This window comes from Pseudomonas sp. SDO524_S393 (assembly GCF_054071875.1).
Genome location: NZ_JBSVVZ010000048.1, coordinates 1 through 12,977 on the forward strand (window position 1 = coordinate 1; position 12,977 = coordinate 12,977).

Here is a 12,977-nt window from a genome sequence, read left to right on the forward strand (position 1 = left end):
TCGACTGCGCCGGAAGTGGGGCGAATTATAGACAGATAAAATTCGCCGTCAACACTTAATTTGAGTTTCTATCAAATAACCAAGACCGACCCACACAGCATCGTAGCGACTATATAGAAGAGGAACTTCAAATAACCCCAGCCTCCCTAAGCGCCTCCACATTCGCCGCTCCCAACCCTAATACCTGCTGCAACACCTGGACCGTGTGCTCCCCCAACAACGGCGGTGCAAGACGATATTCCACGGGCGTCTTGGACAGCCGTATAGGACTGGCAACCTGAGGCACGCTCCCAGCCAAGGCATGGGGTAACTCAATCGCCAAACCGCGAGCCTTTACCTGAGCGTCCGCGAAAACCTGCGCCAAGTCATTGATCGGCCCACACGGCACACCGACTTGCTCCAGCAGCGAAACCCATTCTGCCGTCGTCTTGAACACTGTCGCTTGGCGAATCAGCGGAATCAGCTGCGCCCGATTGGCCACCCGCAGCTTATTGGTCGCAAACCGAGGGTCATCCGCCCACTGCGGTTGACCCGCCGCTTCAGCGAACTTGCGAAACTGCCCATCGTTACCCACTGTCAGAATGAAATCACCGTCAGCCGTAGGAAAATCCTGATACGGCACGATATTCGGATGCGCATTCCCCAAACGCTTGGGCGGCACGCCCGTCGTCAGATAATTCATCGCCTGATTGGCAAGGCAAGCCACCTGCACGTCCAGCAAGGCCATGTCGATATGCTGACCACCACCGTCATGATCACGATGGGCCAATGCCGCCAGAATGGCCACGGTCGAATAAAGCCCGGTCAGAATATCCGTCAGCGCAACCCCAACTTTTACCGGCCCAGCGCCCTCGTCCCCCTCAGGGCGCCCGGTCAGGCTCATCAACCCACCCAACCCTTGAATCATGAAGTCGTAGCCCGCTCTCGCGGCATAAGGCCCTGTCTGGCCAAAACCCGTGATCGAGCAGTAGATCAACTCCGGATTGATCTCCTTGAGCGACTCATAATCCAGACCATACGCCGCCAACCCGCCAACCTTGAAGTTCTCGATCAAGATGTCCGACTTGGCCGCCAAGTCACGCACCAGCTTCTGCCCCTCTGGCTGCGTGAAGTCGATCGTCACCGACTCTTTATTACGATTGGCCGACAGGTAGTACGCCGCCTCACTGGTATTCTCACCAGAGGCGTCCTTAAGAAAGGGCGGCCCCCATGCACGCGTATCATCACCACTGACCGGCCGCTCGACCTTGATCACTTCAGCGCCAAGGTCTGCAAGGATCTGCCCGGACCAGGGCCCCGCCAGCACCCGTGATAAATCCAGTACCCGTAGGTGCGAAAGCGCGCCCATGTCCGTGCTCCTATTAATAGAACGCCTGAAGACCGGTCTGTGCACGCCCCAAAATCAGCGCATGCACGTCATGGGTACCCTCATAGGTATTCACCACCTCGAGGTTAACGAGATGACGCGCCACTCCAAATTCATCGGAAATACCGTTGCCACCCAACATGTCTCGGGCCATGCGCGCGATATCCAAGGATTTCCCACACGAGTTACGCTTCATGATCGAGGTGATCTCCACCGCCGCAGTCCCCTCATCCTTCATACGCCCCAGGCGCAAGCAGCCTTGCAGGGCCAGGGTGATCTCGGTCTGCATATCGGCCAGTTTCTTCTGGACCAGTTGCATCGCAGCCAGCGGACGGCCGAATTGCTGGCGATCCAGGGTGTACTGGCGTGCGGTGTGCCAACAGAATTCAGCAGCCCCCAGGGCCCCCCAGGAAATGCCATAACGCGCCGAATTCAGGCACGTGAACGGCCCTTTAAGACCCCGGACATCCGGGAAGATATTTTCTTCCGGCACAAACACGTTATCCATCACGATCTCGCCGGTGATGGACGCCCGCAGACCGACCTTGCCGTGAATCGCCGGGGCACTCAGCCCCTTCCAACCCTTCTCCAGGACAAACCCTCGGATGTCACCCGCATCATCCTTGCCCCACACCACAAACACATCCGCGATAGGGCTGTTGGTGATCCACATCTTGGCGCCTGTCAGGCTGTAGCCACCGTCTACCTTGCGCGCCCGCGTAACCATCGCGCCGGGATCAGAACCGTGGTTGGGCTCAGTCAGGCCGAAGCACCCAATCCATTCGCCAGACGCCAGCTTCGGCAAGTACTTCTGCTTCTGCGCCTCAGTGCCAAACTCGTTGATCGGCACCATGACCAATGACGATTGCACACTCATCATCGACCGATAACCGGAGTCGACCCGCTCCACCTCACGCGCAATCAGCCCATAGCTGACGTAATTCAAGCCGCTGCCGCCGTACTGCTCGGGAATCATCGCGCCCAGGAGGCCGGTTTCACCCATTTCACGAAAGATGGCGGGATCGGTTTTTTCATGACGGAAAGCTTCGAGTACACGCGGCGCCAACTTGTCCTGCGCGAATTGCTCAGCGCTGTCACGCACCATGCGCTCTTCTTCGGTGAGCTGCTGATCCAACAGCAATGGATCGATCCAATTGAAGCTTGCCTTGCCAGCCATGAATGAGCCCTCGTTGAAAAATTCAAAAGTCGTGCATGGAGCCTAGGCCGGACGCTCACAGAGGGCAAACGAGGTTTGCGCATAGGGTTGTGCTAATTTCTCACTTCGAAACATTTCACAGGGGCGCAGCAGCGCTTGATCAGTGAGTACTAGGTACATGCGCAGAAAAATTCCCAGCACCACCGCCCTCGTCAGCTTTGAAGCTGCGGCCCGCCACGAAAGCTTTACCAAAGCGGCGAACGAGCTTTCCCTCACCCAGGGCGCCATCTGTCGGCAGATCGCCAGCCTTGAGGAGTTCTTGAGTGTCGAGCTGTTTCGCCGCTCGCGACGCGGGGTCAAGCTCACCGAAGCGGGACTCTCATACAGCCGTCGTGTTGCCGCGCAACTGGACGCCGTCGAGCGCGATACCCTGTCAGTCATGGGGCAACAGGGTGCAAACACCATTGAGTTGGCCGTCGTCCCCACTTTCGGCACTCAGTGGCTGATCCCACGCCTAAAGGATTTTCAGCGCCAACACCCTGAAGTCACGGTCAACCTCACCAACCGAACGCGTCCGTTCCTGTTTGCCGATACCGAATTCGACGCCGCTATCTACTTTGGGGATGCCGACTGGTCCGGCACCGAATCTCACAGGCTAATGGGAGAAAACCCCGTGCCCGTGTGCAGCCCGCGGCTATTGGGGACTCGAACACGGTTCAGCCCTCAGGAAATCGCCGAACTGCCATTACTGCAACAGACCACTCGGCCCTATGCATGGCGCCAGTGGCTCAACGCGCAACAGCTCAACGTTCCCCGCGACATGACAGGTCCTCGTTACGAGCTATTCTCGATGTTGTCCCAGGCGGCCATGCATGACATGGGAATTGCGTTGATTCCACCCTTTCTGATCCAGCGAGAGCTGGAGGAGCAGCGACTGGTCATCGCACACCCAGAGGCATTGAGCAGCTCAAAGGCCTATTACCTGATGATTCCCGAAAGAAAGGTCGAATCTGCATCCTTGCAAGCCTTTAGAGACTGGCTGATTGACCAGTCCCAACGTTATAACCCCTGAATTTAAAGGATATGGCCGATTCTTGACCCTGTAGTCAGATAAAAATAAGACCTACAGATATAAGTGAATGTCGCATTTAAACAGACTGTACTTGTCAGCCTGAAATCGACGTATTAGCCAGTAATTTCATGGCTTGTAGCGACTTTCACAAGCCAATGCACGACCATTCACGCCAATCATGGAAAAAGCCGTATAAATCACCTGAAACCCTTTAAACACTTGTATTTAAAGCGGTTATTTTGGCGTGTTGCGACAATCAGTCACAGGGTGACTTGTAGTTAATTTTTCGTCACCCGTCATAATCTCTTGAAGGCCGTAAAGTTCGCCTGCAAAATGCCGCGCCCCGCTGTCATTTCAGCGGGATCGTGCTGATCGGCCGCCCCAGCTGCGCCACTCACGGTGCACTGGCCTTTTTACAAAAAGATCAAAAGCAAAAAGATCATGCAGGAGATTTGACGTGCACATTGGTGTTCCTCTCGAAACCCAGACCGGTGAAACGCGGGTGGCAGCCACCCCGGAAACCATCAAGAAGCTGATCGGCCAGGGCCATAAGGTCACTGTACAAAGCGGAGCCGGCATTCAGGCCAGCGTCGTGGACAGTGCCTATGAAACGGCAGGCGCAACCATTGGCAGTGCCAGCGATGCGTTTGGCGCAGAGCTGATTCTCAAGGTGGTAGCCCCCAGCGACAGCGAACTTACGCTGATCAAAAGCGGCACTGTTCTGGTGGGCATGCTCAACCCGTTCAGCAACGAAACCATTAACAGGCTGGCCGAACGCGGCATCACCGCCTTCGCTCTCGAAGCGGCCCCGCGCACCTCGCGCGCCCAGAGCCTTGACGTGCTGTCCTCGCAAGCCAACATCGCCGGCTACAAGGCCGTGCTGCTGGCGGCCCATCACTACCCACGCTTCATGCCGATGCTGATGACCGCCGCTGGCACCGTGAAAGCTGCGCGCGTGTTGATTCTGGGTGCTGGCGTTGCAGGCTTGCAGGCCATCGCTACAGCGAAACGTCTGGGCGCCGTGATCGAAGCCTCCGACGTGCGCCCAGCCGTGAAAGAGCAGATCGAATCCCTCGGCGCCAAGTTCGTCGACGTGCCCTACGAAACCGATGAAGAACGCGAATGCGCCGTCGGCGTCGGCGGTTATGCGCGCCCGATGCCCACAAGCTGGATGCAGCGCCAGGCCCTGGCCGTGCACGAACGCGCCAAGCAGGCCGACATCGTCATCACCACCGCACTGATCCCGGGCCGCAAGGCACCGACCCTGCTCAGCGCCGACACCGTCGCGCAGATGAAACCCGGCTCCGTAGTGATCGACCTCGCTGCCGCCCAAGGTGGTAACTGCCCGCTGACTGTTGCCGACCAAGTGGTTGTCGAGCACGGCGTGACTATCTGTGGCCCGACCAACCTGGCCGGTGCAGTCGCCGCCGACGCATCAGCCCTCTATGCGCGCAACCTGCTGGACTTCCTGAAGCTGGTCTTCACCAAGGAAGGGCAGTTTGAAATCAACCTCGAAGACGACATCGTCGCCGCGTGCTTGATGTGCCGCGACGGCCAAGTCATCCGCAAAAACGCCTAAACAGGGATTCAGACGATGGAAGAGCTTATCTCCCCCGGTATCTACAACCTGATCATCTTTGTGCTGGCGATTTATGTCGGTTACCACGTGGTCTGGAACGTGACCCCCGCGCTGCACACGCCATTGATGGCGGTGACCAACGCGATTTCGGCAATCGTGATCGTCGGCGCCATGCTGGCTGCGGCCCTCACCGTGACCCCGCTGGGCAAAATCATGGGCACCCTCGCGGTGGCTCTGGCGGCGGTCAACGTGTTCGGCGGTTTTTTGGTGACACGTCGCATGCTTGAGATGTTCAAGAAGAAAGCCCCGAAAGTAAAAGAAGAGGCGTCCAAGTAATGAGCATGAATCTCGTCACGACGCTCTACTTGATCGCGTCGATCTGTTTCATCCAGGCTCTCAAGGGCCTGTCGCACCCAACCACTTCACGACGCGGCAACCTGTTCGGCATGCTCGGCATGGCGCTGGCGGTGTTCACCACCGTCGGCCTCATCTATAAGCTGGGGGCCGAGCTGGCAACTGCTGGCATTGGCTACGTGATTGTCGGCCTGCTGATCGGCGGCACCGCCGGGTCGATTATGGCCAAGCGCGTAGAGATGACCAAAATGCCGGAGCTGGTGGCGTTCATGCACAGCATGATCGGCCTGGCTGCGGTCTTCATCGCAATCGCCGCCGTGGTCGAGCCGCAGTCTTTGGGCATCGTCAAACACCTGGGCGATTCGATTCCTGCCGGTAACCGCCTGGAGCTGTTCCTCGGTGCCGCCATCGGTGCAATCACCTTCTCCGGTTCGGTGATCGCCTTCGGCAAACTGTCAGGCAAGTACAAGTTCCGCCTGTTCCAGGGCGCACCGGTACAGTTCGGCGGCCAACACAAACTGAACCTGGTTTTGGGCCTGACCACCCTCGGCCTGGGCCTGGTGTTCATGTTCACCGGCAATCTCACTGCCTTTGCGCTGATGCTGGCGCTGGCTTTCGTGCTTGGCGTGCTGATCATCATCCCGATCGGCGGCGCCGACATGCCAGTGGTCGTCTCGATGCTCAACAGCTATTCCGGCTGGGCGGCGGCGGGAATCGGCTTCTCGCTGAACAACTCGATGCTGATCATCGCCGGCTCTCTGGTGGGCTCGAGCGGCGCAATCCTGTCGTACATCATGTGCAAGGCGATGAACCGGTCCTTCTTTAATGTATTGCTCGGTGGTTTCGGCAATACCTCGGATGCCACGGCGGCAACCGGCTCAAAAGAAGCACGTCCGGTGAAGTCCGGCTCGGCAGACGACGCCACCTTCCTGCTGACCAACGCCGACACCGTGATCATCGTGCCGGGCTACGGTCTGGCAGTGGCGCGCGCGCAGCATGCCCTCAAGGAACTGACCGAAAAACTGACCCATCACGGCGTCACCGTTAAGTACGCCATTCACCCGGTCGCCGGTCGCATGCCCGGGCACATGAACGTGCTGCTGGCCGAGGCCGAAGTGCCTTACGACCAGGTGTTCGAGATGGAAGACATCAACTCCGAATTCGGCCAGGCCGATGTGGTTTTGGTACTGGGCGCCAACGACGTGGTCAACCCGGCTGCCAAGAACGACCCGAACTCGCCGATTGCCGGCATGCCGATCCTCGAAGCGTTCAAGGCCAAGACCATCATCGTCAACAAGCGCTCAATGGCCAGCGGCTATGCCGGCCTGGACAACGAGCTGTTCTACCTGGACAAGACCATGATGGTGTTCGGCGACGCCAAGAAAGTTATCGAAGACATGGTCAAGGCCGTCGAATAACACTGCTTCAGCGCAATACCCGAAACCCCGGCCTCTTGTAGGCTGGGGTTTTTTATTGCCGCATGAAACCCGACCAAAGGCTCTAAATCGCTGCCTGGCATTCGACCATGGTAGCGGGCCGAAATTTTTTGAAATCACTAAACTGCGCACCTTGCCTCCGTAGCCCGAGATAACAATCCATGTACCGTGATCGTATCCGCTTGCCTTCATTGTTGAACAAGGTCATGAGCGCGGCAGAGGCCGCCGCTCTGATCGAGGACGGCATGACCGTCGGCATGAGCGGCTTCACCCGTGCCGGTGAAGCCAAGGCCGTCCCCCACGCCCTGGCCGAACGCGCCAAGACCTCGCCGCTGAAAATCACCTTGATGACCGGCGCCAGCCTGGGCAATGACCTGGACAAGCAACTGACCGAAGCCGGCGTGCTGTCCCGACGCATGCCGTTCCAGGTCGACAGCACCTTGCGCCGCGCCATCAACGCAGGCGAAGTGATGTTTATCGATCAGCATTTGTCGGAAACCGTCGAACAACTGCGCAACAACCAGCTCAAGTTGCCGGACATCGCCGTGATCGAAGCGGTCGCGATCACCGAACAAGGCCATATCGTGCCCACGACCTCTGTCGGCAACTCGGCCAGCTTTGCGATTTTCGCCAAACAAGTGATCGTGGAGATCAACCTCGCGCACAACCCGAACCTGGAAGGGCTGCACGACATCTATATTCCGACCTACCGGCCAACCCGAACACCGATTCCATTGGTAAAGGTCGACGACCGTATTGGCAGCACCGCGATTCCGATCCCACCGGAAAAAATCGTCGGCATCGTCATCACCCAGCAAGCCGACTCAGCCTCCACCGTGACGCCGCCGGACGTTGACACCCAAGGCATCGCCAATCACCTGATCAACTTCCTCAAGCAGGAAGTCGAGGCCGGACGCATGACCAACAAGCTCGGTCCGTTGCAGGCCGGGATTGGCAACATTGCCAATGCGGTGATGTGCGGGCTGATCGAATCCCCGTTCGAAGCACTGACCATGTATTCGGAAGTGCTGCAGGACTCGACTTTCGACTTGATCGACGCCGGCAAGCTGAGCTTTGCGTCCGGCAGTTCGATCACGCTGTCGGAACGGCGCAACGCCGATGTGTTTGGCAATTTGGAGCGCTATAAAGAGAAGCTGGTATTGCGCCCGCAGGAAATTTCCAACCACCCGGAAGTGGTGCGCCGGCTGGGCATCATTGGCATCAACACGGCGCTGGAGTTCGACATCTACGGCAACGTCAACTCAACCCACGTCTGCGGCACGCGCATGATGAACGGGATTGGCGGCTCCGGCGACTTCGCTCGCAATGCTCACCTGGCGATCTTTGTGACCAAGTCGATTGCCAAGGGCGGCGCGATTTCCAGTGTGGTGCCCATGGTGAGTCACGTGGACCATACCGAGCATGACGTCGACATTCTTGTCACCGAAGTCGGTCTGGCCGACCTGCGTGGCCTTGCCCCAAGGGAGCGGGCGCGTGTGATCATCGACAACTGCGTACACCCTGCCTATCGCGATGCACTGAACAGCTACTTCACTGCCGCCTGCGCCCTCGGCGGGCATACACCTCACATCCTGCGGGATGCGCTGAGCTGGCACATTAACCTGGAAGAAACCGGGCACATGCTCAAGGGTTGATTGATACAGATTCGGGCTGATGCAAACACAGTTTCATCAGCTCGATTTCACCAGGGCTAGATTATTAAAAAACTGTACTACTGTACCGGCCTTTTCTTACCGAAATATCCTACCTCTCAGACTGAAAACACTTATTTTGCACTATTTCAGTGCAGACAAGTACAGTTGCCCCATTTACGAACAGTACAGCCCTCTTAAACAGTTAACTGGCCCCTCACAATACAGGTGAACTGTATCTAGAGAGTCTTGCCCGGGAAGAGGATCATTGGCATCAGTTAAACCACTACCTAATCCCGCCACAAGCGGAAGGATGTCATCATGGAACGTACACTCAGTTCCGATCTGTTCTTCGAAGAAAAAGCTGTAAACACCCAGGCTTCCCTGCCTTTGCGCGTTCTCGCCAACCTGATGTTGTGGCAGCGCCGCATCTCCAGCCGCCACCAACTGGCTCGTCTGGATTCGCGTCTGCTGGCTGACGCCGGTATCAGCGAAGCTCAACGCTACGAAGAGCTGAGCAAGCCGTTCTGGCGCTGATTGGCGCCCGCTGGCCCTGACCCGACGGGTTAACCGCCAGCACCCTGATTCGACAAGACAAAGCCCGCCCCGGGAAACCGGAGGCGGGCTTTGTTGTTTCTGGAGGTTTACCATCTTGAACAGATGTCGTTTTGAACAATAGGTACAGTTTAAAAAATATAACAGTTAAGCAGTACAATTTGACTTCTGTGTATCTGTATCGGTTACTGCATGCCCCTCAACATGGTGTCCCAATACCCTTGAAAGGTGCTCACCATGGATACGCACACCTCTTTCTTTAAGCGATGGTTACTCCGCGTCGCCTGCAATCTGGTCAGGTGGGCACGCCACGCTCAGGAGCGACGCCAGCTCGCTCAACTGGATCCCCGGGAATTGTCGGATGCGGGCATCAGTCAGGGCGACCGGATGGCCGAGCTGGCCAAGCCGTTCTGGCGTGACTGATCGGTCAAGGTACTTTCCGAACGGACAAACGGCGGATTAATATCCCGCCATCAGGTGGCGAACCTTTTGGAACAGGCGTCTGATCCACAATGGCTGCATTGCACCACCTCATTTGTCCATCCAGGAGCTATCCCATGTCTCGTCTTCGCCTGTTGAGCGCCGCCGCCCTCTTGACCTTGGCAGCCAACGCCAGTGCAACCAGCTTCATCGTGACCACCGACTCCATCGTCGGCGCCCTGAAAGCCACGTCCGACGCAAGCTCCGATGCCACTTCGTCCTTGCGCGACAACAAGATCGTGCGCGCCGCCCGTGACGACGCTGCCAGCTTTGTCGCCAGCGAAGGCGCCATTCGGGGCGTGAAGCTGGAAAGCGCCCTGGCACAGATTCGCCAACAGGCCCCGCAATTGAATGCAGCGACAGATACCCAACTGGCCCAGGCGATCCTGGCTATCTAAGCAAAGAGGTTGCGCCGGGAGTGCTCGCCGCTCCCCGCGCCTTCGCGCTGGCTCTCGCCCGGGCATTGCGCTAGCCTTGGCACTCGCTTTCCGTAGTCGAGTCCCATGGCTTTTTCTTACCGCCGTTTGATACTCCCTGTATTGTTTTGCGCCTGCGGGTCACCTTTGGCTTCGGCTTTTGACCTGACCACCCAGAACACCGTCGTGACCGCCTACGCCACCAGCAAGGTGACCTCTGCGCCCTTCGACAGGAAAGTGGTACTGGCCGCCCGAGAGGACGCTGCCGCGTTCATCGCCACTGACGGTCGATGGCGTGGGGCGAGGCTGGAATCCGCTCTGGACCGCCTGCGCCACATCCGGCCAAAACTTAACGCCAGCGACCTTGAACTGGCGCAAGCAATTCTCGTCCAATAATCATCTTTGTATTTCGGAGTCTTTCCATGCGTAGCCCGCTGATCGCCGCCGCTCTCGGCCTGCTGTTGTTGGCCGATGTCGCCCACGCACAAACCCTGAAGGCCACCAGTAACATCATCGTTCGCGCCTCGGCCCGCACGATCGATTTCACGTCCGATACCACCACCTCCATCCGCGACTCCAAAATCGTGCGCGAAGCCCACGATGACGCCGCCAGCTTCGTCGCCACCAACGGCGAAATCCGCGGCGCGCAACTGGAAGCCGCGTTCGACACCCTGCGCACCCGTGTGCCGGAAGCCCGTGACGCCTCTGACCAGACCCTCGCCGAAGCCATCCTCGCACTGTGAGGCGGCTCAACGCCTGGCTGCTGGCCGGGGCGGTACTGCTCAGCGCAGGTACCGCCCACGCCAGCCTGCAACTGCGGCTCAAGACCGAAGGCTTGAGCCCGGCCGAACAGCAGGCCAGCCAGACGTTGCTCGATGACGCGATGCGCGCACTGCCGCCGCGTTTCATCGAGCAGTTGGACCGGCGCATCGATGTCGGCTGGACCGACAAGATGCCCAAAAACGCCTACGGCCAGGCTTCGCTGGTGTCCGAACTGGACCTCAACAGCAACCTCTTGGCCGGCTTGACCGACGGCAGCGCCGCCAGTCAAAAAACCAACCGCCCCCACGGCACCGTGCGCGAGGAAATGCTCGCCACCGTGCTGCACGAACTCACCCACATTTATGACCGGGCGCGACTCTGGTCCGGCGACGAACGCGCGCTGATCCAGCGCTGCAGCCGCCAGAACAGCATCACCGGGCTGATCGGTCTGCCTGACCAATGTCGGGGCCAGAATGACCGTCGCTTCACCCTCAGTGATGACCCGCGCCTGCTGGACCTCGCCGGCTGGCCGCAATACGTGGGTCGACGCGGTGAGCGCGAGCAGCATAACCGCCAGGTGGCCCGCAGCCCGGACATCTACGAAACCACCAGCCCGCTGGAGTTCGTGGCGGTCAACATGGAGTACTTTCTCCTCGACCCGAGCTACGGTTGCCGTCGCCCCGCGCTGTTCCGCTATTACCAGCAACACTTCGGCTGGGCCCCGCCCAAACAGGACACTTGCGCCAAGACCTATGCATTCCTCAACGCCGGCAACGACTTCGCCAAGACCCCTCTGGGCCAGGTCGACCCGGAGCGGGTGTATGAAATCGATTACCTGTTGGCCGAAGCCAACCAGAACCTGGTAAGCCGCTGGGGCCACAGCATGCTGCGTCTGGTGATCTGCGCGCCTGGGCGCCCGCGCGGCCCGGATTGCCGGCTGGACCTCGACCAGCACCTGGTGCTGTCCTATCGCGCCTTCGTGGGTGATGTGCAGTTGTCGAGCTGGGATGGCCTGGTCGGTAAATACCCATCTCGGCTGTTCGTTTTGCCACTGGCCCAAGTGATCGACGAATACACCAAGACCGAATTGCGCGGCCTGGCTTCCGTGCCGTTGAAGTTGAGCCGGCAGGAAATCAACGACACCGTCGAACATGCCGCCGAAATGCACTGGAGCTACGACGGCAGCTACTACTTCCTGTCGAACAACTGCGCCGTCGAAAGCCTGAAACTGTTACGCAGCGGCAGCGCCAACCCGCAACTGACCGGCCTGGACAACATCACCCCCAACGGCCTGCTGGAAGTACTCCAGGCCCGCGGCCTGGCCGATACCAGCGTGCTGAACGACAAACGCGAGGCCTTGCGCCTGGGTTACCACTTCGACTCGTTCCGCGAGCGTTACCAGGCCATGTTCGATGTGCTGCGCAAACACCTGCCGATCAAACAAACCCAAGTCGAAGACTGGCTGTCACTCAGCGCCGAGGAGCGTCGCCAGTGGTTTGGCCAAGCGGACTTGCGTACCAGTGCCGCGCTGCTGTTGCTGGAGCAAGCCAGCTTTCGCAAGCAACTGATGCTGGCCCAGGACGAGGTCAAACAACGCTACCTCGGCGCCCGTGAACTGAAAAACGGCGGCATGGAGCAGGCCAACGCCACGCTGCAACAGATCCTCGCCAACAGTGGCTTCCTGAGCCGTCCGGCAGAACTGCTGGGTAGCGGCGGCTACGGTCTGCCACAGCCGTCCGAGTCCAAGCGATTGGAGTCCGAAAGCGCCGAGCGCCAGAAACAATTGCAGTCGCTGACGGGTGAACTGGACAAACAGGTGAGGGCGCTGCTGGACCCTTCCCGCGCAGCCGAAATCGCCGCCTGCGAGGCCAACCTCAAGCAGGTGGGCGAACACCTGCGGGCGCTGCATAAAGCCTCCGGCGGGCTCGAACTGCCCTAAAATGTGGGAGCTGGCTTGCCTGCGATAGCGGTGGGCAAGGCAACGATGCGGCGACCCGACAAGCCAGCTCCCACATTGAATCTCCATCTATTGAGTGATTGTGTTTTTTCCCTTCGTCACCTGTTTTTCCGGCGAAAGCTGGCTGAAAGCTTCCAGGACTAGGATCGCCCCCACTGTCGGCAACAGACCGGCTGTTAACAACAACAATGG

General features: G+C 58.8%; 13 protein-coding genes. 11 read left to right on the forward strand and 2 right to left on the reverse strand.

The genetic code is table 11. The features are described 5' to 3' along the window. Window positions 1-127: 127 nt before the first annotated feature. Together ACW9IB_RS19895 and ACW9IB_RS19900 are read right to left on the reverse strand one after the other, a co-directional pair. Complete coding sequence (locus ACW9IB_RS19895; RefSeq protein ID WP_457415087.1) at window positions 128-1,348, reverse strand: CaiB/BaiF CoA transferase family protein; 1,221 nt, start codon at window positions 1,346-1,348, stop codon at window positions 128-130. A 13-nt stretch (window positions 1,349-1,361) separates the two neighbouring features. Further along, entirely contained in the window at window positions 1,362-2,543 is a 1,182-nt protein-coding gene (locus tag ACW9IB_RS19900) for an acyl-CoA dehydrogenase (RefSeq protein WP_457415088.1), read from the reverse strand. A gap of 157 nt (window positions 2,544-2,700) precedes the next feature. On the opposite strand from ACW9IB_RS19900, the gene ACW9IB_RS19905 reads away from it, so the two are divergent. From ACW9IB_RS19905 to ACW9IB_RS19955, 11 genes are all read left to right on the forward strand, one after another. Then, window positions 2,701-3,594 (forward strand): LysR family transcriptional regulator, encoded by an 894-nt coding sequence (locus ACW9IB_RS19905; RefSeq protein ID WP_457367343.1) that lies wholly within the window; start codon window positions 2,701-2,703, stop codon window positions 3,592-3,594. A gap of 457 nt (window positions 3,595-4,051) precedes the next feature. Further along, window positions 4,052-5,173 (forward strand): Re/Si-specific NAD(P)(+) transhydrogenase subunit alpha, encoded by a 1,122-nt coding sequence (locus ACW9IB_RS19910; protein ID WP_457367344.1) that lies wholly within the window; start codon window positions 4,052-4,054, stop codon window positions 5,171-5,173. Between the two features lie 15 nt (window positions 5,174-5,188). After that, on the forward strand, window positions 5,189-5,509 hold the full coding sequence (locus tag ACW9IB_RS19915) for an NAD(P) transhydrogenase subunit alpha (RefSeq protein ID WP_457367345.1): 321 nt from the start codon (window positions 5,189-5,191) through the stop codon (window positions 5,507-5,509). After that, window positions 5,509-6,945, forward strand: a complete 1,437-nt coding sequence (locus tag ACW9IB_RS19920) for an NAD(P)(+) transhydrogenase (Re/Si-specific) subunit beta (RefSeq protein WP_457415090.1) — start codon at window positions 5,509-5,511, stop codon at window positions 6,943-6,945. Before ACW9IB_RS19915 ends, ACW9IB_RS19920 begins: the two co-directional genes overlap by 1 nt. Window positions 6,946-7,124: 179 nt before the next feature. Further along, window positions 7,125-8,618, forward strand: a complete 1,494-nt coding sequence (locus ACW9IB_RS19925) for an acetyl-CoA hydrolase/transferase family protein (protein ID WP_457367347.1) — start codon at window positions 7,125-7,127, stop codon at window positions 8,616-8,618. Window positions 8,619-8,936: 318 nt separating this feature from the next. Then, on the forward strand, window positions 8,937-9,152 hold the full coding sequence (locus tag ACW9IB_RS19930; protein ID WP_003214752.1) for a DUF1127 domain-containing protein: 216 nt from the start codon (window positions 8,937-8,939) through the stop codon (window positions 9,150-9,152). 255 nt (window positions 9,153-9,407) lie between these two features. Continuing rightward, window positions 9,408-9,593 (forward strand): DUF1127 domain-containing protein, encoded by a 186-nt coding sequence (locus tag ACW9IB_RS19935; protein ID WP_457367348.1) that lies wholly within the window; start codon window positions 9,408-9,410, stop codon window positions 9,591-9,593. 134 nt (window positions 9,594-9,727) lie between these two features. Continuing rightward, window positions 9,728-10,048: a DUF2388 domain-containing protein gene (locus ACW9IB_RS19940; protein ID WP_457415092.1), complete on the forward strand. Its 321-nt coding sequence runs from the start codon at window positions 9,728-9,730 to the stop codon at window positions 10,046-10,048. A gap of 105 nt (window positions 10,049-10,153) precedes the next feature. Next, complete coding sequence (locus ACW9IB_RS19945; RefSeq protein ID WP_457415094.1) at window positions 10,154-10,462, forward strand: DUF2388 domain-containing protein; 309 nt, start codon at window positions 10,154-10,156, stop codon at window positions 10,460-10,462. 26 nt (window positions 10,463-10,488) lie between these two features. Further along, window positions 10,489-10,809 carry a DUF2388 domain-containing protein gene (locus ACW9IB_RS19950; RefSeq protein WP_457367351.1) on the forward strand — a complete coding sequence of 107 codons (321 nt, stop codon included), beginning with the start codon at window positions 10,489-10,491 and terminating at the stop codon, window positions 10,807-10,809. Continuing rightward, window positions 10,806-12,767 carry a DUF7844 domain-containing protein gene (locus ACW9IB_RS19955; RefSeq protein WP_457415096.1) on the forward strand — a complete coding sequence of 654 codons (1,962 nt, stop codon included), beginning with the start codon at window positions 10,806-10,808 and terminating at the stop codon, window positions 12,765-12,767. The genes ACW9IB_RS19950 and ACW9IB_RS19955 overlap by 4 nt, the downstream gene beginning before the upstream one ends. Window positions 12,768-12,977: the final 210 nt, after the last annotated feature.